Source organism: Enterobacter cloacae complex sp. CARB60 (assembly GCF_036487345.1).
Lineage (GTDB): Bacteria > Pseudomonadota > Gammaproteobacteria > Enterobacterales > Enterobacteriaceae > Enterobacter > Enterobacter asburiae_D.
The window spans coordinates 188,382-211,053 of the sequence record NZ_JAZKLC010000002.1 but is presented as its reverse complement, the minus strand read 5'-3'; the positions used below and the strand labels follow the sequence as shown (position 1 = coordinate 211,053).

The following is a 22,672-nucleotide window of genomic DNA, read 5'->3' as shown; positions in this document are numbered from 1 at the left end:
TCCCTGTGGGAGAGGGCCGGGGTGAGGGCATCAGGCCGCAGAGGTCTTATGTTGTCGGGTGGCGGCTTCGCCTTACCCGACCTACAAAAAAGGGTGGCTAGTGCCACCCTTTTTTTAACTCTCTTTCACCTGCCCCCGCGTCACCGGTACCGGCAGCCAGGCGCGAATGCTCAACCCACCCCGCTCGCTGGTGCCAATCTCCAGCAGTCCGTTGTGGTTATCGATAATACGCTGAACAATCGCCAGGCCTAAGCCCGTGCCGCTGGTGCTGCGCGCGCTGTCGCCGCGCACAAACGGCTGGAACAGATGCTTACGCTGCTCGGGCTTGATGCCCGGACCGTCATCTTCCACCTGGAACCAGGCACGGTTGAGCTCAGACCCGCTGCTGACTTTGATCCAGCCGTTACCGTAGCGCGCCGCGTTGACCACCATGTTGGCGACCGCACGTTTGATGGAGAGCGGATGCATACGCACCTGGATCTCCCCCGCCTGAAGGTCGGTATCAATCTCGCGCTCGTAGCCGCTTTCCGCCGCCACCACCTCGCCCAGCACCGCGTTCAGATCCGCCATCTCCATTGGCATCTCCTGCCCGGTGCGCAGGTAGTCGATAAACTGCTCAATGATGGCGTTACACTCTTCGATGTCCTTATTGATGGACTCGGCAAGGTAACCGTCTTCTTCCCCCATCATCTCCGTCGCCAGGCGAATACGCGTTAGCGGCGTGCGCAGGTCATGGCTGACGCCCGCCATCAGCAGCGTACGGTCATCCGCCAGCTGCTTCACGCCTGCCGCCATATGGTTAAACGCGCGCGTCACCGAACGGACTTCCGAGGCGCCATACTCGCGCAGCGGAGGAGGAATAATCCCTTTACCGACCTGCAGCGCAGCGTGCTCCAGGTCGACCAGCGGTCGGTTCTGTATGCGGATAAATAGCCACGCGCCGCCTATCGCCAGCAGCATAATCGCCAGGGTGTAGCGGAACAGCGGCGAGAAGTCGCCCTGATGGATTTCGGTCAGCGGGACGCGCACCCAGATATTGGGTGACAGCCAGGTTTTCAGCCAGACGACGGGCGAGCTTTTGTTGACCTCAACGCGCACTTCCGTTGGGCCGCCCAGCTGCTGAGCCATCTGCTGGCTGAGGAATTCGTAGTGCTGCGCCCAGCGCAGGCCAGCGTCTTCCGCCGCTTCGTTGGAATAGAGCGAAATGCCCAGCTCACGGTAGATTTCACGACGAAATGCCGGGGGAACGACGAGCTGCGTGCCGTCCTCCAGCTGCAGTTTATCGGTCATCAGCATACGGACTTCGTAGGCCAGGACCTTATTAAACTGCTGGAGGCTCGGCAGGATCGCAAAGTTCAGCACCACCAGATAGGTCGTCACCAGGCTGACGAACAGCAGGGTGACGATCAGTAACAAGGTGCGGGCAAACGAGCTACGCGGCGAGAAGCGCATTCGCCTCATGCTTTAGAGCCGTCCGGGACGAACACGTAGCCCAGACCCCATACGGTCTGAATATAACGAGGATGAGCAGGATCTTCTTCCACCATGCGGCGCAGACGAGAGATCTGCACGTCAATGGAGCGTTCCATTGCGGAGTATTCGCGGCCGCGCGCCAGGTTCATCAGCTTGTCACGGGAAAGCGGTTCACGCGGGTGGCTGACCAGCGCTTTCAGTACCGCAAACTCGCCGCTGGTGAGCGGCATTGGCTCGTCTTCACGGAACATCTCGCGCGTGCCGAGGTTCAGCTTGAACTTGCCGAAGGCGATGACGGCTTCTTCCTGAGACGGTGCGCCAGGCAGTTCGTTCGCCTGACGGCGAAGGACAGCGCGAATACGCGCCAGCAGTTCACGCGGGTTAAACGGTTTTGGAATGTAGTCGTCCGCGCCGATTTCAAGGCCCACGATACGGTCAACTTCCTCGCCCTTCGCCGTCACCATGATGATCGGCATTGGGTTGCTCTGGCTGCGCAGACGGCGGCAAATGGAAAGCCCGTCTTCGCCAGGCAGCATCAGGTCGAGAACCATCAGGTGGAAAGATTCACGGGTCAGCAGACGGTCCATCTGCTCAGCGTTCGCGACGCTACGAACCTGGAAGCCCTGCTCGGTCAGATAACGTTCCAGCAGCGCACGCAGGCGCATGTCGTCATCCACGACCAGAATTTTGTAGTTCTCTTGCATTGTGTGTACTCCCAAAGGTTCGGATAGTCTTTGTAACAGCGTATTCTAAAAAAGTGCACGTATTCGACCAGCTAATTCTGGTATAAATTCTAGTCGAAATTGTTACAAAGCATATTTAACAGCAGCTTATCTGCTCATTTCATCACATAAATCATTATTAATCCTGTCTGTTACACTGTGTGGTACGTATTGTGCGCAAGACAGTTAACCGGCAGGCAGCAAAGGCTTTACCATGAAAACGCCCCTGATCACCCGCGAAGGGTATGAGAAACTCAAAAAAGAGATGGATTACCTCTGGCGCGAAGAGCGTCCTGAAGTGACCAAAAAGGTCACCTGGGCGGCAAGCCTGGGCGATCGCAGCGAAAACGCTGACTACCAGTACAACAAAAAGCGGCTGCGCGAAATTGACCGCCGGGTTCGCTATCTGACCAAGTGCCTCGAGAATCTCAAAATTGTCGATTACTCCCCGCAGCAGGAGGGCAAAGTGTTCTTCGGCGCGTGGGTGGAGATTGAAAACGACGACGGTGACACCCTGCGTTTTCGCATTGTCGGCTACGATGAAATTTTTGGTCGTAAGGATTACATCTCCATCGACTCCCCGATGGCCCGCGCGCTGCTGAAAAAGGAAGTGGGCGATCTGGCCGTCGTTCAGACCCCGGCCGGAGAAGCCAGCTGGTACGTCAATGAGATCGTCTACGTAAAATAGTCCGAGAGCGCCCTCCCCGGCTGGCATTTTGCCGTGTCAGCCCGTATAACTATCCCCTGATTTTTCGACTCAACAGATGATAAAGCCATGATGAAAGATTCGCTCTGCCGCATTATTGCGGGTGATATTCAGGCCAGAGCCGAACAGGTAGAAGCTGCCGTTCGCCTGCTTGATGAAGGGAACACCGTGCCGTTTATTGCACGCTATCGTAAGGAAGTCACCGGCGGTCTGGACGACACGCAGCTGCGTAACCTGGAGACCCGTCTGGGCTATCTGCGCGAGCTGGAAGAACGTCGTCAGGCGATCCTCAAATCCATCGGCGAACAGGGCAAACTGACCACCGATCTGGAAACCGCCATTAACGGTACCCTGAGCAAAACCGAACTCGAAGACCTTTATCTGCCGTACAAGCCGAAGCGCCGCACGCGCGGGCAGATTGCGATTGAAGCGGGCCTTGAGCCGCTGGCCGACCTGCTGTGGAACGAGCCGTCCCACGATCCCGATACCGAAGCGGCGAAATTTATCGACGCTGACAAAGGCGTAGCGGACACCAAGGCCGCCCTCGACGGCGCACGCTACATCCTGATGGAGCGCTTCGCCGAAGACGCCGCCCTGCTCGCTAAAGTGCGTGATTACCTGTGGAAGAATGCCCACATCGTCTCTACCGTCGTCGCGGGTAAAGAGGAAGAAGGCGCGAAATTCCGCGACTACTTCGATCACCACGAACCGATCTCTACCGCCCCCTCACACCGCGCGCTGGCGATGTTCCGCGGCCGCAACGAAGGCGTGCTCCAGCTCTCCCTGAACGCCGACCCGCAGTTTGACGAGCCGCCGAAAGAGAGCCACTGCGAGCAGATCATCATCGACCATCTTGGCCTGCGCCTGAACAACGCCCCGGCGGACAGCTGGCGCAAAGGCGTGGTGAGCTGGACCTGGCGCATCAAGGTGCTGATGCACCTCGAAACCGAGCTGATGGGCACCGTGCGCGAGCGTGCCGAAGATGAAGCGATTAACGTCTTCGCTCGTAACCTGCACGACCTGCTGATGGCCGCCCCTGCCGGCCTGCGCGCGACCATGGGCCTCGATCCGGGCCTGCGTACCGGCGTGAAGGTCGCTGTCGTTGACGGCACCGGCAAGCTGGTCGCCACCGACACCATTTATCCGCATACCGGCCAGGCAGCGAAAGCGGCCGTCGTGGTGGCGGCGCTGTGCGAAAAATACAACGTGGAGCTGGTTGCCATCGGCAACGGTACGGCCTCACGTGAAACCGAGCGTTTCTACCTCGACGTGCAGAAGCAGTTCCCGAAAGTGACGGCGCAGAAAGTGATCGTCAGCGAAGCGGGGGCATCCGTCTATTCCGCATCTGAGCTGGCGGCGCAGGAGTTCCCGGACCTGGACGTTTCCCTGCGCGGTGCGGTTTCAATCGCTCGCCGCCTGCAGGATCCGCTGGCGGAGCTGGTGAAGATCGACCCGAAATCCATCGGCGTGGGCCAGTATCAGCACGACGTGAGCCAGACCCAGCTGGCGCGCAAGCTGGATGCGGTGGTGGAAGACTGCGTAAACGCCGTCGGCGTTGACCTGAACACCGCCTCCGTTCCCCTGCTGACCCGCGTGGCGGGCTTAACCCGCATGATGGCGCAGAACATCGTCGCCTGGCGTGATGAGAACGGCCAGTTCCAGAACCGTCAGCAGCTGCTGAAGGTAAGCCGTCTGGGGCCAAAAGCCTTTGAGCAGTGTGCGGGCTTCCTGCGCATCAACCACGGCGATAACCCGCTGGATGCCTCTACCGTTCACCCGGAAGCGTACCCTGTGGTGGAACGCATTCTGGCCGCCACCCAGCAGGCACTGAAAGATCTCATGGGTGACAACAGCGCCCTGCGCAACCTGAAAGCCGTTGATTTCACCGACGACAAATTTGGTGTCCCAACCGTCACCGACATCATCAAAGAGCTGGAAAAACCGGGCCGCGATCCGCGTCCTGAGTTCAAAACGGCGACCTTTGCTGACGGTGTGGAAACCATGAACGACCTGCTGCCGGGCATGGTGCTGGAAGGCGCGGTGACCAACGTCACCAACTTTGGCGCGTTTGTGGATATCGGCGTGCATCAGGACGGTCTGGTCCATATCTCTTCCCTTGCCGACAAGTTCGTTGAAGACCCGCACACCGTGGTCAAAGCGGGCGACATCGTGAAGGTCAAAGTGCTGGAAGTGGATCTGCCGCGCAAGCGTATCGCCCTGACCATGCGTCTGGACGAGCAGCCAGGCGACACCAACGCGCGCCGTGGCGGCAATGGCGGTGGCCGCGAGCAGCAGCGTCCGGCCGCGAAAGCCGCGAAACCGCGCGGACGTGATGCTCAGCCTGCAGGCAACAGCGCGATGATGGATGCGCTGGCGGCAGCGATGGGTAAGAAACGCTAAGGTTGTCAATCCCCTCACCCTAACCCTCTCCCCAAAAGTTTTGTAGGCCGGGCAAACGCAGGGTATGAACCGGAAACATGGGTAACACTTTAGACCGGATACATGGGTAACAGTTATAACTGGCATAGAAGAGGAGACTCGCTATGCCCTGGACTGAGACCCGACCTATGCAACGCCTTGATTTTATCCGTGCCTGCCATGCAGGTACGGACTCCTTCTCCGCTCTTTGCCGTCTTTTTGGCATCAGCCGTAAAACCGGCTATAAATGGCTTCAGCGTTTTGACCCCTCTGACCTGTCATCTCTCTCTGACCGGTCGCGCGCGCCACACTCCCACTCCCGGACGGTTACTGATGATATCGCCGGACACCTGACTGCCCTGCGTCAAAAACACCCTGACTGGGGCCCCAAAAAACTGCGGATGTGGCTGCTCAATCATCACGTCGATTTTACCGTCCCTGCTGCCAGCACTATCGGCGATATCCTCAAGCGTGAAGGCCTGGTTCCGGATAAAAAGCGAAAACGCAGAACCCCGGGTAATCGCCAGCCCCTGACCACCATCAGTGAGAACAATCAGGTCTGGAGCGCTGATTTTAAAGGCAAGTTCAGGCTGCTGAGCAGAGAGTACTGCCATCCCTTCACCCTGACCGACAATCACAGCCGGTATCTTCTGAGCTGCCGGGGAACGGACCGGGAGAGCGAGCCCTTCGTCAGGCAGTGCCTGACGGATGCATTCCTGGAGTACGGTCTGCCGGAAGTCCTGAGAACGGATAACGGTCAGCCGTTCGCGGGAACAGGTATCGCCGGGTTAAGTCGCCTTGCCGTCTGGCTGATAAAGCTGGGCATCAGACCGGAACGTATCAGAAAGGGGCATCCGGAAGAAAACGGCCGTCATGAGCGAATGCACCGCTCGCTGAAAAGTGCAGTGAAACAGGGCAACACCTTCATGACGATGGAAGAACAACAGCGGTGGTTCAGTGACTACCGGGAAGAGTTTAACCACGAAAGGCCGCATGAAGCCCTGGCGGGTGCAACGCCTGGAACGGTATGGAAACCCTCAGGCCGTCACTGGGATGGCAGGGTTCCTGAATATGTTTATCCGGAAGGAGGGACGGTCTACAGGGTGAAATCGAGGGGGACACTCTATATGGGGAAAAAGGGGACGGTGTTCCTGAGTGAAGCGCTGACTGATGAGTACATCATGCTGGAAGAACAAGATGATGGCCTTGAGGCCATCATCTTTAACGGAATAACGCTTGCGTACTATGACCGAAAAACCCAGAGTGTGCTCCGGATAGACTAAAAAGTGTTACCTATGTTCCCGGTCTGATCTGTCACCTATGTATCCGGTCATACAGCAGTGCCGCCCGGCAAGCAGGCCGCAGGGAATTAAAATAAATAGGATGTAGACATATTTAAACCACTAATTATCACCCCGTTAACAAATACTCCCCTTTTCGTTTTCCCGGCATTTCAGCAAATATTGAGCAAGGTCAAAAAGGCCGTAAATTAATACCGCAAACAACATTCCGTCACAGTTTTAATATTGCTGATAAAAACTATTCTCATTATCATCGCATAGTAGATAATTTAACCTTTCGTGGAATCAGGCGTTATGCAATTCACTCCAGACAGTGCATGGAAGATTACCGGTTTTACCCGCGAAATTAGCCCGGCCTATCGGCAAAAGCTGCTGTCGCTGGGCATGCTGCCCGGCTCGTCATTCCAGGTCGTGCGCGTGGCGCCGCTAGGTGACCCGGTTCACATCGAAACCCGCCGCGTGAATCTGGTACTGCGTAAGAAAGACCTCGCGTTAATAGAAGTCGAAGCCTTATCCCGATAACAAGCCAGCGGTTTCAGTGAGTCTAAAAAAATGAAAAAGTTAACTATTGGCTTAATTGGTAATCCTAATTCCGGCAAGACCACGCTTTTTAACCAGCTGACCGGAGCGCGCCAGCGCGTAGGCAACTGGGCGGGCGTGACGGTTGAACGTAAAGAAGGCCAGTTCACGACAACGGACAGCCAGGTGACGCTGGTTGACCTTCCCGGCACCTACTCCTTAACCACCATTTCGTCGCAAACCTCGCTCGATGAGCAGATCGCCTGCCATTATATTCTTGGCGGCGACGCGGACCTGCTGATCAACGTGGTCGACGCCTCCAACCTCGAGCGTAACCTTTATCTGACGCTGCAGCTGCTGGAGCTGGGCATCCCCTGCATCGTGGCGCTCAACATGCTCGACATTGCGGAGAAACAAAAGCTGCGCATCGACGTCGATGCCCTCTCCGCGCGCCTGGGGTGCCCGGTCGTTCCGCTGGTCTCGACGCGCGCTCGCGGTATTGACGCGCTGAAGCTGGCCATTGACCGTCACGCGGGTAATCGCGACATTGAGCTGGTGCATTACGCGCAGCCTCTCCTGCGCGAAGCCAATGTGCTGGCGCAGGAGATGGACAACAGCATGCCTGCGAAACAGCGCCTGTGGCTCGGCCTTCAGATGCTGGAAGGCGATATCTACAGCCGCGCCTACGCCGGGCATGCGGCAGATAAGCTGGACGCGACGGTAGCACGTCTTAGCGACGAGCTGGACGACCCGGCGCTGCACATCGCCGATGCGCGTTACCAGGCCATCGCCTCGATTTGCGACGTTGTCAGCAACGCCCTGACGGCAGAACCCAGCCGCTTTACGGCGGCGGTGGATAAGATCGTGCTTAACCGCTTCCTCGGTTTGCCCATCTTCCTGCTGGTGATGTACGTGATGTTCCTGCTCGCCATTAACATCGGTGGCGCACTCCAGCCCATTTTCGACGCCGGTTCCGTCGCGGTCTTCGTGCACGGTATTCAGTGGGTGGGTTACACCCTGCACTTCCCGGAATGGTTAACCATCTTCCTCGCGCAGGGGATCGGCGGCGGTATCAACACCGTTCTGCCTCTGGTGCCGCAGATCGGCATGATGTATCTGTTCCTCTCGTTCCTGGAAGATTCCGGCTACATGGCGCGCGCCGCGTTCGTGATGGATCGTCTGATGCAGGCGCTGGGCCTGCCGGGTAAATCCTTCGTCCCGCTGATTGTCGGCTTCGGCTGTAACGTGCCGTCGGTGATGGGGGCGCGCACCCTGGATGCGCCGCGTGAACGTCTGATGACCATCATGATGGCGCCGTTTATGTCCTGCGGTGCCCGTCTGGCAATCTTTGCGGTCTTTGCCGCAGCCTTCTTTGGTCAGCAGGGCGCGCTGGCGGTCTTCTCGCTGTATGTGCTGGGCATCGTAATGGCGATCCTCACCGGTCTGATGCTGAAGCACACCATCATGCGCGGTGAAGCGTCACCGTTTGTGATGGAGCTGCCGGTGTATCACGTACCGCATTTGAAAAGCCTGGCGATCCAGACCTGGCAGCGCCTGAAAGGCTTTGTGCTGCGCGCCGGTAAGGTGATTGTCATCGTCAGCATTTTCCTGAGCGCGCTGAACAGCTTCACCCTCAGCGGGCAGGCGGCAGATAACATCAACGACTCTGCTCTCGCCTCCGTCAGCCGCGTCATCACGCCGATCTTCAAACCGATTGGCGTACATGAGGATAACTGGCAGGCAACCGTCGGGCTGTTCACCGGAGCAATGGCGAAAGAGGTAGTTGTCGGCACCCTGAACACGCTTTACACCGCAGAGAACATTCAGGAACAGGAATTTAATCCGGCAGAGTTTCATCTCGGTCATGAGCTGCTGGGTGCCGTAGAGGAGACCTGGCAGAGCCTGAAAGACACCTTCAGCCTGAGCGTGCTGGCGAACCCCATTGAGGCGAGCAAAGGCGACGGCGAAATGGCGACGGGTGCCATGGGCGTGATGGGCGAGAAATTTGGCAGCGCGTCCGCGGCCTACAGCTACCTCATCTTTGTTCTGCTCTACATTCCGTGCATCTCCGTGATGGGGGCGATTGCCCGCGAGTCCAGCCGCGGCTGGATGGGCTTCTCCATCCTGTGGGGGTTAAACATTGCGTACTCGCTGTCGACGCTCTTTTATCAAACCGTTAACTTCAGCCAGCATCCGCGCTACAGCCTGGTCTGCATTCTCGCGGTTGTGCTGTTTAACGTGATCGTGCTCGGTCTGCTGCGGCGGGCACGCAGCCGCGTCGACATCGACCTGCTGGCAAACCGCAAAACTGCCGCCACCTGCTGCAGCAGCCCAGCGGGCGACTGTCACTAAGGAGCACACCATGGCATCGTTGATTCAGGTTCGTGACCTGCTGGCACTGCAAGGGCGGATGGAGGCGAAACAGCTGAGCCTCAGCCTGCATACGCCGCAGCCGATGATCGATGCCATGCTGGAAAGACTGGAAGCCATGGGGAAAGCCGTGCGGATTCAGGAAGACGCGGACGGCTGTCTCTCCGGCAGTTGTAAAAGCTGTCCGGAAGGAAAGGCCTGCCTCAGGGAGTGGTGGGCACTGCGTTAATCAAGCCAGGCATCGCTGCCTGGCTTTGTCGTATTACTTGTAGACGTCCGCCGTTGCGCGTACGTTTTTGGTCTGCTTTTCAGCGCTGGTGACGACGTAGTACGTTCCGCCCAGCTCATCCGCTTTCTTCGACAGCTCTTTTCTCGCGTCCATCGGCGCGGTGGTGTCAGACGTAGTAATCTCACCAATTTTCGTCAGATTCATGCCGGCAACTTTATCTTTTTCCAGCTCTTTTGCCGCAAAGACGCCAAATGACAGTGACCCAATAACCAGAGAAGTGACAATACCTGTAACAAGTTTCATAACCTGACTCTCCATAGGATTGTTGTTTTGATTATCGTAGGCTGAACAACCGCAACGACATCTGGAGTATGGTTGCGGTGTGTTACTTTTTCCAGGCTGGATAGAAAATAATCAGTCTAAACGTTGACTTAACGCAATGAGCGCTGAACAAAACTCCGTGGGATGGGAGATAAACGGGGCATGAGCGGCTTTGGCAACGATCAGCGATTCGCTGTCCGGCCAGAGCGAATCCAGCAGCGGAACCACTTTGCGCGGCACAATCCCGTCGAGGTAACCGTAGATACGCAGGTGCGGCACCGTCAGCGCGGCCAGCGGCTCGCGCAGGTCAACCGTTTTCAGGAGCTCAAGACCCCCGTTAAGCACCTCAACCTCCGGCATCGGCAGTGAAAGCACGGTCTGCTTCAGCGTTCGGGCATCCTTACGCGCGGTATCAGTGCCCATTGTCTGCAATGCCAGGAACCGCTCTACGGTCCGCTGAAAATCTTCGCTCAGCTGCTGCTGGAAGCCTGCCAGCACTTCAGGTTTGATCCCGGGCCACGCGTCCTGCGCGCTAAAACAGGGTGACGACGCCACCGTTACCAGGGCTTGTACGCGGTCAGGCCGCGACAGCGCAATCTGGCTCGCCACCAGCCCGCCCAGGCTCCAGCCCAGCCAGACCGCGTTTTGCGGCGCTGCGGCCAGAACCTGCTGCGCCATCTCATCAAGCGATAACGCGCCAAAACCGCGGCTGCGGCCAAAGCCGGGTAAATCCACCAGATGCAGTGTGAAATGCGAGGCAAGTTCCTCACGTATGCAATGCCATATCTCCGCATTCAGGCCCCATCCGTGCAGCAGCACAAGATGGCAATTTCCTGTCCCTACGGTCTGCCACCACAGCGTCTTCATCGGTTACTGTTCTCTTTTTTCACATGGAGGTTGCACATGCTAACAGTACCTGGGTTGTGCTGGCTATGCAGAATGCCGCTGGCGCTCAGCCGGTGGGGCGTATGCTCCGTCTGCACGCGATCGCTGGAATGGCGTATCGGGACCTGTCCACAATGTGGTTTACCGGCCACAAATCCCTCTTTGCCCTGTGGCCGTTGCCTGAAAAAATCCCCGCCGTGGAGCGCGCTGGTGGCCGTGGATGATTATGTTCCCCCGCTGAGCAGGCTGATTCACGCGCTGAAGTTTTCCGGACAGAGCTCGCTGGCCCAGCCCCTTGCCCGCCTGCTATTGCTGGCGGTTTTGCAGGCACGGCGTCAGCGCGCGCTGCCGAAAATCGACATGGTGGTGAATGTCCCCCTATACCGGCGTCGGCACTGGCGGCGCGGCTATAACCAGAGTGACCTGATCTGCCGTCCCCTCGCCCGGTGGCTCGGCTGTCGGTATGAGGCCAGCGCGCTTACACGTGTTCATGCCACCGCCATCCAGCATCAGCTCAGCGCCCGGCTTCGCAAAAGAAACCTCAAAAATGCCTTTCGCCTTGAATTGCCGGTCGACGGTCTCCATATCGCGATTGTGGATGATGTCGTCACCACGGGCAGTACCGTTGCTGAACTTTCCCGACTGCTTTTGCGAAGCGGCGCCGCGTCGGTTCAGGTATGGTGTCTGTGCCGTACCTTGTAGCCCTTCTTCAATGGGCGTATGATTATACCCAGGTAATTTAGTCAACTATTAGGCCAAAGCTATGATCCGTATTTCCGATTCTGCACAAGCGCACTTTGCCAAACTGCTGGCAAATCAGGAAGAAGGGACGCAGATCCGCGTGTTTGTGATTAATCCAGGCACTCCGAATGCAGAATGTGGTGTTTCTTATTGTCCTCCGGACGCTGTGGAAGCGACTGACACTGCCCTTAAATTTGAACAGCTCACCGCCTACGTTGATGAGCTGAGCGCACCGTATCTTGAAGATGCGGAGATCGACTTCGTCACCGATCAGCTGGGTTCTCAGCTGACCCTGAAAGCGCCGAACGCGAAAATGCGTAAAGTGTCTGACGATGCCCCGCTGATGGAGCGCGTTGAGTATCTGCTGCAATCCCAGATCAACCCACAGCTGGCGGGCCACGGCGGCCGTGTAACCCTGATGGAAATCACGGAAGACGGTCTGGCGATCCTGCAGTTCGGCGGCGGCTGTAACGGCTGTTCGATGGTCGACGTGACCCTGAAGGAAGGGATCGAGAAGCAGCTGCTGAACGAGTTCCCGGAACTGAAAGGCGTGCGTGACCTGACCGAGCACCAGCGCGGCGAGCACTCTTACTACTGATTCTTTGCCCGCCCGTAATGCCCGGTGGCGCTGCGCTTACCGGGCCTACAAAAACAGTCTGCACGAATCGTTGGCCGGGTATGGCAAAGCCGCCACCCGGCTTTTGTTTTCCCGCCGCTCCCCCCTCTATATGTTGACCTGCGTCTCATAATTCACATTTAGCCTCCCAGGGTGATTCTCAATCACATCATGTTACCCGTATCATTCTCGTGGGCACTAAGCACACTCATAACAGCCGACTAAACTTAACGGTTTCCAAGGCATCAGTATTAGTGCCGTTAACACTCTGTTCCCAGTTGGGACAATCGGAATTTGTCGTTGAAACAATGACGTTACCCATAACAATTCAAAGGCCAGGTAAATCATGCCATTAGTCATCGTTGCTATCGGTGTTGTGTTATTACTGCTCTTGATGATCCGCTTCAAGCTGAACGGGTTTATCGCTCTGGTTCTGGTGGCACTTGCAGTCGGTCTGATGCAAGGGATGCCGCTGGTTAAGGTTATTAGCTCCATTAAAGCCGGCGTCGGCGGTACGCTCGGCAGCCTGGCGCTGATCATGGGCTTCGGTGCCATGCTCGGCAAAATGCTGGCGGACTGCGGTGGCGCGCAGCGTATTGCCACCACCCTGATTGCCAAATTCGGTAAACAGCACATTCAGTGGGCCGTGGTGTTAACCGGTTTTACCGTCGGTTTCGCGCTGTTCTATGAAGTGGGCTTCGTGCTGATGCTGCCGCTGGTATTCACCATCGCGGCTGCGGCAAACATCCCGCTGCTGTATGTCGGTGTGCCAATGGCTGCGGCGCTGTCCGTGACCCACGGCTTCCTGCCGCCGCACCCGGGCCCAACCGCTATCGCGACCATCTTCCACGCGGATATGGGTAAAACCCTGCTGTTCGGTACGATTCTGGCGATCCCGACGGTGATTCTGGCCGGCCCGGTTTATGCCCGCTTCCTGAAAGGCATTGATAAGCCGATCCCGGAAGGCCTGTACAGCGCCAAAACCTTCACCGAAGAAGAGATGCCTGGCTTTGGCGTCAGCGTCTGGACCTCTCTGGTACCGGTGATCCTGATGGCGATGCGTGCCGTGGCGGAGATGATCCTGCCGAAAGGTCATGCGTTCCTGTCCGTTGCGGAATTCCTGGGTGACCCGGTGATGGCAACGCTGATTGCGGTGCTGATCGCGATGTTCACCTTCGGCCTTAACCGCGGTCGTTCAATGGATCAGATCAACGACACGCTGACCTCTTCCATCAAAATCATTGCCATGATGCTCCTGATCATCGGCGGCGGCGGTGCGTTCAAGCAGGTTCTGGTCGACAGCGGCGTGGACAAATACATCGCTGCCATGATGCATGAAACCAACGTGTCGCCGCTCCTGATGGCCTGGTCTATTGCTGCGGTTCTGCGTATTGCGCTGGGTTCTGCAACCGTTGCGGCGATCACCGCGGGCGGTATCGTTGCCCCGCTGATTGCGACCACGGGCGTAAGCCCTGAGCTGATGGTTATCGCCGTCGGTTCCGGTAGCGTGATTTTCTCTCACGTTAACGACCCTGGCTTCTGGCTGTTCAAGGAGTACTTCAACCTGACGATCGGTGAAACCATCAAGTCCTGGTCCGCGCTGGAAACCATTATTTCGGTGTGCGGTCTGGTCGGGGTGCTGCTGTTGAATATGGTGGTTTGATGTAATAAGTCGGGTGGCGGCTACGCCTTACCCGACCTACATGAGCGCTACCGGATAATAAAAAAACCCGCCACTGGCGGGTTTTTTTATCACTTCTTCGCGGCTGCTTTTCGCCGCTTGTCCAAATCCTTAATCAGCCTGTTCACCCCGTCATCGGCAAACATCTTCTCAAGGGTTGTGGACAGCTTGCGGCGCCAGTTCTTGTACTGATAGCTGGTGCCCGGGATGTTCACCGGCTCCGCCATATCAATCCAGTCTTCCGGCTGCAGGCCCAGCAGGGCGCTGTTGCTGTCGGCAATATAGCGCTGCAGGCCGCGATTGAGGGTAGCGGTCATCGACATTAATGACGCCTTATGTCCGGCACGTTTCGGCAGACAGCCCTGCTTGTGCAGCGCATCCAGCAGCCCCTGTTTAGAGAGCTCGCGATCCTGATACAGGCCGCGTAAAACCTCTTCATCAGGATACAGGCCCAGCGTTTTGCCGAGCGTCAGATCGCCGCTTTCCCAATAGCCACGAAGCGTAGGAAGGTCATGCGTCGTCGCGACTGCCATTGACTGTTCAGGGTACGCTTTCGGCGCGCGGAAGGTTTTCTCATGGTCGTTTTCAAAATAGAGCACTTTATAGGAGTAGACGCCGCTGTCGCGGAGCTTGCTGACAATTTCCACCGGCACGGTACCGAGATCTTCACCGATCACCATGCACTGGTGACGCTTACTTTCCAGCGCCAGGATCGACAGCAGATCGTCAACCGGGTACTGCACGTACGCCCCGTGATCGGCGGTTTCACCGTACGGGATCCACCACAGGCGCAGCACGGACATCACGTGGTCGATACGCAGCGCGCCGCAGTTCTGCATGTTCGCGCGCAGCAGGTCGATAAACGGCTCGTAGGCGCGCGCCGCCATAACGTGCGGATCCATCGGCGGCAATCCCCAGTTCTGACCGAGCGGGCCAAGGATATCCGGTGGCGCCCCCACGGACGCTTTCAGACAGTAAAGTTCACGGTCGCACCAGGTTTCCGCGCCGCCTTCAGCCACACCCACGGCCAGGTCACGATACAGGCCGATCGGCATCTTATAGCCCTGGCTTACCTGCCAGCAGGCGGCAAACTGGCTGTACGCCAGCCACTGCAGCCACAGGTAGAAATCCACTTCATCGGCATATTTTTTACAGAATGCTTTCACTTCAGGCGTGTCGACGGACTGATACGCGTCAGGCCAGACCGGCCAGCCCCAGCGCATTTCGTCCTCTTTCACCTGATACGCGTGCAGCGCATCAAACGCCGCCTGCCAGTACAGGCTCTCGCCCTCCTGCGTCACAAACTGGCGGAACGCGGCCATCTGCTCGTCGTCACGCTGCGAAAAGCCTTTCCACGCCAGACGCAGCGCGGCCATTTTCAGCGCCGTGACGGTGGAATAGTCCACCCAGTCTGCGTCGCGCGCCTGCTTCAGCGCCTGCTGCGTGGTGCTGAGTTTCCACCACGCCTGCGCCTCTTTGCTGTTTTTGAAGTCATCTAACGCGTTAACGTCGATATAAATCACGTTCAGCCAGCGGCGGGACGACGGGCTATACGGGCTGGCGCTCTCCGGGTTGGCCGGATAAAGCGCGTGGATCGGGTTGAGGCCGATGAACGCGCCGCCGCGCTCGCCCACGGAAGCCAGCATCTTTTTCAGATCGCCAAAATCACCGATGCCCCAGTTGCTGTCGGAACGCAGCGTGTAGAGCTGCACGCAGGCGCCCCACAGCTTTTTGCCTTCGAGCAGCGCCTGCGGCTCGTAGCAGCGTTTTGGCGCGACGATCACCCGGCAGTGGAAACGCAGGTCATCCTGGGTAAGCGTGAGGGTGTGATACCCCTCCGGCAGCTTCGCCGGAAGGTTTAACGTTTTGCCGCCGGTGGCGTGGCCTTTGTGCTGATGCCCCTCTTCGGTGGTAAGCAGCCAGCTAAACTCGCCGCGCCCCTCCACCGCCAGCGGCATCTTTTTGCCTGCGGTGAATACCTTCACGTTCGGCACCGGCGCAACCGACGCTTTCGCGTCGGTTTTGTGCATGGCATCCAGCAAACGTCTTTTGGTGTCGGCGCCAATAGACTGCGGTTTGCCGTGAGCATTAATGTAACTGAGGCTGATCCCCGCCGCCTGCGCGGCGCTGTCCAGACGTTTACTCTCCATCGCGCTTCCTTAGCGTTTTGCCTGCCAGATACGGGCCTGATAATCACGAATTGAACGGTCAGAGCTGAACATACCGCAGCGTGCAGTGTTCAGAATGCACGCCCGGGTCCACGCGTCCTGGTCACGATACAGCACGTCGACCTGCTTTTGCGCTTCGACATAGGCCGTGAAGTCCGCCATTACCAGATACGGGTCACCGCCGTGTTTGTCCATGCTGTGCAGCATCTGGTCAAACGCGTGCTTGTCGCCGTCGCTGTATTTACCGCTTTCCAGCTCCTTCAGCACCGCATCGAGCACTTTGTCTTTCTTACGCCATTTCACCGGGTCATAGCCTTTGGCCTTGATGGCTTTCACCTCTTCCACGGTATGGCCAAAGATAAAGATATTCTCTTCACCGACCTTCTCGGCGATTTCGACGTTTGCCCCGTCGAGCGTACCAACGGTCAGCGCGCCGTTCAGCGCCAGCTTCATGTTGCCGGTACCGGACGCTTCTTTCCCCGCAGTAGAGATCTGCTCAGAGATATCCGCCGCCGGGATCAGCATTTCAGCCGCCGAGACGCAGTAATCCGGCAGGAACACGACCTTCAGCTTGTCGCCCACTTTCGGATCGCTGTTGATCGCCGCCGCCACTTTATTAATGGCGAGGATAATGTTTTTCGCCAGGTAGTAGCCCGGCGCCGCTTTCGCACCGAACAGGAACACGCGCGGCACGCGGTCGGCCTGCGGGTTCTCGCGGATCTCTTTGTACAGCGCCAGAATGTGCAGCAGGTTCAGATGCTGACGTTTGTACTCGTGCAGACGTTTGATCTGGATATCAAAAATGGCATTCGGGTTGATCTCAATCCCGGTACGCACTTTCACAAACTCCGCCAGGCGAACCTTGTTCTCCAGCTTGATCGCGCGGTATTGCTCGCGGAATTTCGCATCGTCAGCCTGTTTTTCCAGGTTGATGAGCTGGTCCAGATCGTTGGCCCACTCTTTCTTCAGGGTCTTGTCCAGCAGGCCAGCCAGCAGCGGGTTGCACTGCTTGATCCAGCGACGCGGCGTGATGCCGTTGGTCACGTTGTGGAATTTGGTCGGCCACAGCTGGTGGTATTCCGGGAACAGATCTTTCACCACCAGATCGGAGTGCAGCGCCGCCACGCCGTTAACGGCAAAGCCGCTGACCACGCACATGTTCGCCATGCGCACCTGCTTATCGTGAACCACCGCCAGCTTCGCCCAGACCGCTTTGTTGCCCGGCCAGGTTTTATCCACCAGGGTTTTAAACTGGTCGTTAATCTTGTTGATGATCTGCATGTGGCGCGGCAGCAGCGTTTTCACCAGCTTCTCATCCCAGCACTCGAGCGCTTCTGGCATCAGGGTGTGGTTGGTGTAGGCAAAGGTGCGGCTGGTGATGGCCCAGGCGTCATCCCAGCTCAGCTGATGCTCGTCGATCAGCACGCGCAGCAGTTCCGGGATGGCAATAGTCGGGTGCGTGTCGTTGAGCTGAATCACTTCGAAGTCCGGCAGCTGCGCCAGCTTGCGGCCAGCCAGGTGATGGCGACGCAGAATGTCCGCCACGGAGCAGGCGCACTGGAAGTACTGCTGCATCAGGCGCAGCTTTTTACCCGCCAGGTGGTTGTCGTTCGGATAGAGGACTTTGGTCAACTTCTCGGCGTCGATACCCTGCTGCTCGGCGCGCAGGAAATCGCCGTCGTTGAATTTGGTCAGGTTAAACGAATGCGCGTGCTTCGCCTGCCACAGACGCAGCGGCTGCGCCACGCCGTTACGGTAGCCGAGCACCGGCAGATCCCAGGCTTCACCGGTAATGGTGAACGCCGGTTCCCAGAGCCCCTGCTTTGTGACTTTCCCGCCAATGCCGACCTGCACATCCAGCTGCGCGTTGTGGCGGAACCACGGATAGGTATTGCGATGCCAGTCGTCCGGCGCTTCCATCTGATGGCCATCGGCAAACGACTGACGGAACAGGCCGTACTGATAGTTCAGACCATAGCCGATCGCCGACTGGCCGACGGTCGCCATAGAGTCCAGGAAACAGGCCGCCAGACGTCCCAGGCCGCCGTTGCCCAGCGCCGGGTCGGTCTCTTCTTCCAGCAGGTCGGTCAGGTTAATGTCGTGTTCTTTCAGCACATCGCCAACGTCCTGATACCAGCCGAGGTTCAACAGGTTGTTGCCCGTCAGACGGCCAATCAGGAATTCCATTGAAATGTAGTTTACATGACGCTGGTTCTTCACCGGCTTTGCCAAAGGCTGAGCATCCAGCTGTTCTGCGAGCGCACCGCTCACTGCCTGCCACCACTGGTGAGGCGTCATTTCGTTTGCAGCATGAAGGCCAAAACGCTGCCACTGACGCGTCAGGGCAGCCTGGAATTGAGCTTTGTTGAAGGTAGGCTGTGACATAGGGGATCGCATCCTTTAGAAAGAAAACACAAGTTGGCGCTAGTGTGCCTGGCTCATTTCACCTCTTCCTCCTCCCGTGGGGGATTAGACAGGGAGGAGTAGCGGGGATGAGCAGAAAAGTGTGATCAAGGCCACTCTAAGAGCATAGTTCGAGTGTGCCCTGAAGATAAAAAAGTAACCACCGAGAATGTCAAAGAAATGAAATACGGTTTCGGGTGAAATTAAAACCCGCTGAAATGATTACTTACGTAGAATAATATTTCTGCAATCGGGTAATAACTAAGGAGATTGTTAATCTCCCTTAACTTTACCCTGACTTTATTAAATTTGACGTCACTATCCCTTTCTGAAACCAGTTTCAGCGCAGCGGTAGCGAACACAGACAAGCCAGCAGTGACGCGGCGTTAAGCCCCTTTCGAGAAAGTTCCAACATCTGTCTGAATGTTTTGTGACAGAGTGCAAATTCAGAACCACAAAACCCAGACATAACTTGCAATAGTTCCCTTTCTGGCCGACCTTATATCGTATTAATTACGAAGCGCAAAAAAAATAAAATCTCTCGTTCCCCACAGTGAAGTGAAACCTATGTTGATTCCGTCTAAATTAAGTCGCCCGGTTCGTCTTGACCATACAGTGGTCCGCGAGCGTCTGTTGGCTAAACTTTCCGGCGCGCATAATTTCCGACTGGCGCTGGTTACGAGCCCTGCTGGCTATGGAAAAACAACGCTCATTTCGCAATGGGCCGCGGGTAAAAGCGATCTCGGCTGGTACTCCCTCGACGAGGGCGATAACCAGCAAGAGCGCTTTGCGAGCTATCTGATTGCCGCTATTCAGCAGGCAACCCATGGACACTGCGTCGCCAGTGAGGTGATGGTGCAAAAGCGCCAGTACGCCAGCCTGTCCTCCCTTTTCTCTCAGCTGTTTATCGAACTGGCCGAATGGCATCGCCCGCTTTACGTGGTAATTGATGATTACCATCTCATCACTAACCCGGTGATTCATGAGTCGATGCGTTTCTTCCTGCGCCATCAGCCGGAAAACCTGACCTTAGTCGTGCTGTCACGCAACCTGCCGCAGCTGGGTATTGCCAACCTGCGCGTGCGCGATCAGCTTCTGGAAGTAGGCAGCCAGCAGCTGGCCTTTACCCACCAGGAAGCGAAACAGTTCTTTGACTGCCGCCTGACGTCACCGATTGAGGCCGCCGAAAGCAGCCGTCTATGTGATGACGTGGCCGGCTGGGCCACGGCGCTGCAGCTTATCGCGCTCTCTGCCCGGCAAAACAACAGTCCAGCGCATCAGTCTGCACGCCGTCTGGCGGGCATCAACGCCAGCCACCTTTCTGACTACCTTGTGGATGAGGTGCTGGACAGCGTCGATCCCTCGACGCGTAATTTCCTGCTGAAAAGCTCCCTGCTGCGTTCCATGAACGATGCGCTCATCGTGCGCGTGACGGGCTGTGAAAACGGTCAGCTGCAGCTCGAAGAGATTGAACGTCAGGGCCTTTTCCTGACGCGCATGGACGATCCGGGCGAGTGGTTTAGCTATCACCCGCTGTTTGGCAGCTTCCTGCGCCAGCGCTGTCAGTGGGAACTGGCGGTTGAACTGCCGGAGATCCACCGCGCCGCGGCCGAAAGCTGGATGGCACAAGGCTTCCCGAGCGAGGCCATCCACCACGCGCTGGCCGCCGGTGATGCCAGCATGCTGCGCGATATCCTTCTCAACCACGCGTGGGGCCTGTTTAACCACAGCGAGCTGTCGCTGCTGGAAGAGTCTCTCAAAGCCCTTCCGTGGGAAAGCCTGCTGGAGAACCCGCGTCTGGTGCTGCTGCAGGCCTGGCTGATGCAGAGTCAGCATCGCTACAGCGAAGTTAACACCCTGCTGGCGCGCGCCGAGCAGGAGATGGAAAGCGAAATGGATACCACGCTGCACGGCGAGTTCAACGCGCTGCGTGCTCAGGTGGCCATTAACGCTGGTGACCCGGAAGAAGCTGAACGGCTGGCGATGGTCGCGCTGGATGAACTGCCGCTGGCTAACTTCTACAGCCGCATCGTGGCGACCTCGGTGCACGGCGAGGTGCTGCACTGTAAAGGCGACCTCACGCGTTCGCTTTCACTGATGCAGCAAACCGAACAGATGGCGCGCCGTCATGATGTCTGGCATTACGCGCTGTGGAGCCTGATCCAACAGAGCGAGATTTTATTCGCGCAGGGGTTCCTGCAGGCCGCCTGGGAAAACCAGGAAAAAGCGTTCCAGCTGATTCGTGATCAGCACCTGGAACAGCTGCCGATGCACGAGTTCCTGTTGCGTATTCGCGCTCAGCTGCTGTGGGCATGGTCGCGTCTGGATGAAGCGGAAAGCTGCGCCCGCCAGGGTGTGGATGTCCTTTCCAGCTTCCAGCCTCAGCAGCAACTGCAGTGTCTGGCGCTGCTGGTGCAATGCTCGCTGGCGCGCGGCGATCTCGATAACGCCCGCAACCATCTGAACCGCCTGGAGAACCTGCTCGGCAACGGTCAGTATCATAGCGACTGGGTCTCCAACGCCGATAAGGTCCGGGTGATTTACTGGCAGATGACCGGCGATAAAAAATCCGCCGCCAACTGGCTGCGTCAGACGCCAAAACCAGAATTTGCGAACAACCACTTCCTGCAGAGCCAGTGGCGCAACATTGCCCGCGCGCAGATCCTGCTCGGTGAATTAGAGCCCGCTGAGATTGTGCTGGAGGAGCTGAACGAGAACGCGCGCAGCCTGCGCCTGATGAGCGACCTGAACCGCAACCTGCTGCTGCTAAACCAGCTCTACTGGCAGGCGGGTCGTAAAAACGATGCCCAGCGCGTGCTGCTTGAAGCGCTGCAGCTGGCTAACCGCACCGGGTTTATCAGCCACTTTGTGATTGAGGGTGAAGTGATGGCGCAGCAGCTGCGTCAGCTTATTCAGCTCAACACGCTGCCGGAGCTGGATCAGCATCGCGCCCAGCGCATTCTGCGCGAGATTAACCAGCACCATCGGCACAAGTTCGCGCACTTTGATGAGAACTTCGTTGAACGTCTGCTGAACCACCCGGAAGTGCCGGAGCTTATCCGCACCAGCCCGCTCACCCAGCGCGAATGGCAGGTTCTGGGGCTGATCTATTCAGGCTACAGCAATGAGCAGATTGCCGGTGAGCTGGCGGTGGCGGCGACCACCATCAAAACGCATATCCGCAATTTGTATCAGAAGCTGGGTGTGGCGCATCGACAGGATGCGGTACAGCATGCGCAGCAGCTGTTGAAGATGATGGGATACGGAGTGTAATTCATTGCTCGGCGGCGCTACGCTTGCACGGGCCTACGGGTTTTGTAGGTCGGGTAAGCGCAGCGCCACCCGACACAACCGTTAGCACAGTTCCAGCTGCAAATTATTATCCTTAATCACCTGCATCACGCCCGCCGGCGGCATCACGTCGGTATAGACCGCATCCACCATGCTGATGCTGCCCATGTTCACCATCGCGTTACGACCAAACTTCGAATGGTCCACCACCAGCATCACGTGGCGTGAGTTTTCAATAATCGCGCGCTTGGTGCGCACCTCGTGATAATCGAACTCCAGCAGCGAGCCGTCGCTGTCGATGCCGCTGATCCCCAGAATGCCGAAGTCGAGGCGGAACTGAGAGATAAAATCGAGCGTCGCTTCGCCGATAATTCCGCCGTCGCGGCTGCGCAGTTCGCCGCCCGCGAGGATGATGCGGAAATCGTCTTTCTGCATCAGGGTGTTGGCCACGTTCAGGTTGTTGGTGACCACGCGGAGGTTCTCGTGATCCAGCAGCGCATGGGCCACCGCTTCCGGCGTGGTGCCAATATCAATAAACAGCGTCGCCCCGTTCGGGATCTGGCTGGCGACCTTGCGGGCAATGCGCTCTTTCTCTGCCGTCTGCGTGGCTTTACGGTCGTGCCAGGAGGTATTGACCGAACTGGACGGCAGCGCCGCCCCGCCGTGGTGGCGAAGAATGCGGTTCTGATCGGCCAGGTCGTTCAGGTCACGACGGATGGTTTGTGGGCTGACGGCAAACTGCTCTACCAGCTCTTCGGTGCTGACGTATCCCTGTTTTTTTACCAGTTCGATAATAGCGTCATGACGTTGTGTTTGTTTCATCAATTA

At 57.5% G+C, this 22,672-nt stretch carries 17 protein-coding genes; 10 read left to right on the top strand and 7 right to left on the bottom strand.

Annotated elements, in window-relative coordinates; genetic code table 11:
* Window positions 1–114 precede the first annotated feature (114 nt).
* The gene (gene envZ, locus V4835_RS01915; RefSeq protein WP_023309494.1) at window positions 115–1,461 is read right to left on the bottom strand and encodes a two-component system sensor histidine kinase EnvZ; all 1,347 of its coding nucleotides are present in this window, start codon (window positions 1,459–1,461) and stop codon (window positions 115–117) included.
* On the bottom strand, window positions 1,458–2,177 hold the full coding sequence (gene ompR, locus V4835_RS01910) for an osmolarity response regulator transcription factor OmpR (RefSeq protein ID WP_001157751.1): 720 nt from the start codon (window positions 2,175–2,177) through the stop codon (window positions 1,458–1,460). The genes envZ and ompR overlap by 4 nt, the downstream gene beginning before the upstream one ends.
* 232 nt (window positions 2,178–2,409) lie before the next feature.
* Here ompR and greB point away from each other — a divergent pair, with 232 nt between their 5' ends.
* The 6 genes from greB to feoC all read left to right on the top strand — a co-directional run bounded on the left by greB (window position 2,410) and on the right by feoC (window position 9,738).
* Entirely contained in the window at window positions 2,410–2,883 is a 474-nt protein-coding gene (greB, locus tag V4835_RS01905) for a transcription elongation factor GreB (protein ID WP_014885539.1), read from the top strand.
* A gap of 87 nt (window positions 2,884–2,970) precedes the next feature.
* Window positions 2,971–5,301, top strand: coding sequence for a Tex family protein (locus V4835_RS01900; protein WP_331411094.1), 2,331 nt, complete (start codon window positions 2,971–2,973; stop codon window positions 5,299–5,301).
* Window positions 5,302–5,444: 143 nt separating this feature from the next.
* The gene (locus V4835_RS01895; RefSeq protein ID WP_331411093.1) at window positions 5,445–6,602 is read left to right on the top strand and encodes a DDE-type integrase/transposase/recombinase; all 1,158 of its coding nucleotides are present in this window, start codon (window positions 5,445–5,447) and stop codon (window positions 6,600–6,602) included.
* Between the two features lie 312 nt (window positions 6,603–6,914).
* The gene (gene feoA / locus V4835_RS01890) at window positions 6,915–7,142 is read left to right on the top strand and encodes a ferrous iron transporter A (RefSeq protein WP_008503050.1); all 228 of its coding nucleotides are present in this window, start codon (window positions 6,915–6,917) and stop codon (window positions 7,140–7,142) included.
* A 30-nt stretch (window positions 7,143–7,172) separates the two neighbouring features.
* Window positions 7,173–9,491 (top strand): Fe(2+) transporter permease subunit FeoB, encoded by a 2,319-nt coding sequence (gene feoB, locus V4835_RS01885; RefSeq protein ID WP_063144247.1) that lies wholly within the window; start codon window positions 7,173–7,175, stop codon window positions 9,489–9,491.
* Between the two features lie 10 nt (window positions 9,492–9,501).
* A complete protein-coding gene (feoC, locus tag V4835_RS01880; protein WP_024907906.1) occupies window positions 9,502–9,738 on the top strand; it encodes a [Fe-S]-dependent transcriptional repressor FeoC in 237 nt (78 codons plus the stop codon).
* A 33-nt stretch (window positions 9,739–9,771) separates the two neighbouring features.
* Here feoC and V4835_RS01875 read toward each other — a convergent pair whose 3' ends face one another.
* Window positions 9,772–10,041, bottom strand: coding sequence for a YdgH/BhsA/McbA-like domain containing protein (locus tag V4835_RS01875; protein ID WP_048226350.1), 270 nt, complete (start codon window positions 10,039–10,041; stop codon window positions 9,772–9,774).
* Between the two features lie 111 nt (window positions 10,042–10,152).
* On the bottom strand, window positions 10,153–10,926 hold the full coding sequence (bioH, locus tag V4835_RS01870; protein ID WP_331411092.1) for a pimeloyl-ACP methyl ester esterase BioH: 774 nt from the start codon (window positions 10,924–10,926) through the stop codon (window positions 10,153–10,155).
* A 36-nt stretch (window positions 10,927–10,962) separates the two neighbouring features.
* On the opposite strand from bioH, the gene gntX reads away from it, so the two are divergent.
* The 3 genes from gntX to gntT all read left to right on the top strand — a co-directional run bounded on the left by gntX (window position 10,963) and on the right by gntT (window position 13,964).
* On the top strand, window positions 10,963–11,646 hold the full coding sequence (gene gntX / locus V4835_RS01865) for a DNA utilization protein GntX (protein WP_331411091.1): 684 nt from the start codon (window positions 10,963–10,965) through the stop codon (window positions 11,644–11,646).
* 61 nt (window positions 11,647–11,707) lie between these two features.
* Window positions 11,708–12,283 (top strand): Fe-S biogenesis protein NfuA, encoded by a 576-nt coding sequence (gene nfuA / locus V4835_RS01860; RefSeq protein WP_029742206.1) that lies wholly within the window; start codon window positions 11,708–11,710, stop codon window positions 12,281–12,283.
* A 364-nt stretch (window positions 12,284–12,647) separates the two neighbouring features.
* Window positions 12,648–13,964: a gluconate transporter gene (gene gntT / locus V4835_RS01855; RefSeq protein WP_121426130.1), complete on the top strand. Its 1,317-nt coding sequence runs from the start codon at window positions 12,648–12,650 to the stop codon at window positions 13,962–13,964.
* 89 nt (window positions 13,965–14,053) lie between these two features.
* On the opposite strand, the gene malQ is transcribed toward gntT, so the two are convergent.
* Window positions 14,054–16,132, bottom strand: a complete 2,079-nt coding sequence (malQ, locus tag V4835_RS01850; protein WP_331411090.1) for a 4-alpha-glucanotransferase — start codon at window positions 16,130–16,132, stop codon at window positions 14,054–14,056.
* 9 nt (window positions 16,133–16,141) lie between these two features.
* Window positions 16,142–18,535 carry a maltodextrin phosphorylase gene (malP, locus tag V4835_RS01845; RefSeq protein ID WP_331411089.1) on the bottom strand — a complete coding sequence of 798 codons (2,394 nt, stop codon included), beginning with the start codon at window positions 18,533–18,535 and terminating at the stop codon, window positions 16,142–16,144.
* Window positions 18,536–19,120: 585 nt separating this feature from the next.
* Here malP and malT point away from each other — a divergent pair.
* Window positions 19,121–21,826, top strand: a complete 2,706-nt coding sequence (malT, locus tag V4835_RS01840) for an HTH-type transcriptional regulator MalT (RefSeq protein WP_331411088.1) — start codon at window positions 19,121–19,123, stop codon at window positions 21,824–21,826.
* Between the two features lie 81 nt (window positions 21,827–21,907).
* On the opposite strand, the gene V4835_RS01835 is transcribed toward malT, so the two are convergent.
* Window positions 21,908–22,666: a DeoR/GlpR family transcriptional regulator gene (locus tag V4835_RS01835; RefSeq protein ID WP_008503060.1), complete on the bottom strand. Its 759-nt coding sequence runs from the start codon at window positions 22,664–22,666 to the stop codon at window positions 21,908–21,910.
* Window positions 22,667–22,672 lie beyond the last annotated feature (6 nt).

What these genes read in the sequence shown, in the direction of transcription:
- nfuA (WP_029742206.1), top strand. Translation starts at nt 11,708, where the DNA reads ATGATCCGTATTTCCGATTCTGCACAAGCGCACTTTGCCAAACTGCTG.
- V4835_RS01875 (WP_048226350.1), bottom strand. Translation starts at nt 10,041, where the DNA reads ATGAAACTTGTTACAGGTATTGTCACTTCTCTGGTTATTGGGTCACTG.
- malP (WP_331411089.1), bottom strand. Translation starts at nt 18,535, where the DNA reads ATGTCACAGCCTACCTTCAACAAAGCTCAATTCCAGGCTGCCCTGACG.
- gntT (WP_121426130.1), top strand. Translation starts at nt 12,648, where the DNA reads ATGCCATTAGTCATCGTTGCTATCGGTGTTGTGTTATTACTGCTCTTG.
- malT (WP_331411088.1), top strand. Translation starts at nt 19,121, where the DNA reads ATGTTGATTCCGTCTAAATTAAGTCGCCCGGTTCGTCTTGACCATACA.
- V4835_RS01900 (WP_331411094.1), top strand. Translation starts at nt 2,971, where the DNA reads ATGATGAAAGATTCGCTCTGCCGCATTATTGCGGGTGATATTCAGGCC.
- ompR (WP_001157751.1), bottom strand. Translation starts at nt 2,177, where the DNA reads ATGCAAGAGAACTACAAAATTCTGGTCGTGGATGACGACATGCGCCTG.
- malQ (WP_331411090.1), bottom strand. Translation starts at nt 16,132, where the DNA reads ATGGAGAGTAAACGTCTGGACAGCGCCGCGCAGGCGGCGGGGATCAGC.
- bioH (WP_331411092.1), bottom strand. Translation starts at nt 10,926, where the DNA reads ATGAAGACGCTGTGGTGGCAGACCGTAGGGACAGGAAATTGCCATCTT.
- feoA (WP_008503050.1), top strand. Translation starts at nt 6,915, where the DNA reads ATGCAATTCACTCCAGACAGTGCATGGAAGATTACCGGTTTTACCCGC.
- envZ (WP_023309494.1), bottom strand. Translation starts at nt 1,461, where the DNA reads ATGAGGCGAATGCGCTTCTCGCCGCGTAGCTCGTTTGCCCGCACCTTG.
- feoB (WP_063144247.1), top strand. Translation starts at nt 7,173, where the DNA reads ATGAAAAAGTTAACTATTGGCTTAATTGGTAATCCTAATTCCGGCAAG.
- greB (WP_014885539.1), top strand. Translation starts at nt 2,410, where the DNA reads ATGAAAACGCCCCTGATCACCCGCGAAGGGTATGAGAAACTCAAAAAA.
- feoC (WP_024907906.1), top strand. Translation starts at nt 9,502, where the DNA reads ATGGCATCGTTGATTCAGGTTCGTGACCTGCTGGCACTGCAAGGGCGG.
- gntX (WP_331411091.1), top strand. Translation starts at nt 10,963, where the DNA reads ATGCTAACAGTACCTGGGTTGTGCTGGCTATGCAGAATGCCGCTGGCG.
- V4835_RS01895 (WP_331411093.1), top strand. Translation starts at nt 5,445, where the DNA reads ATGCCCTGGACTGAGACCCGACCTATGCAACGCCTTGATTTTATCCGT.
- V4835_RS01835 (WP_008503060.1), bottom strand. Translation starts at nt 22,666, where the DNA reads ATGAAACAAACACAACGTCATGACGCTATTATCGAACTGGTAAAAAAA.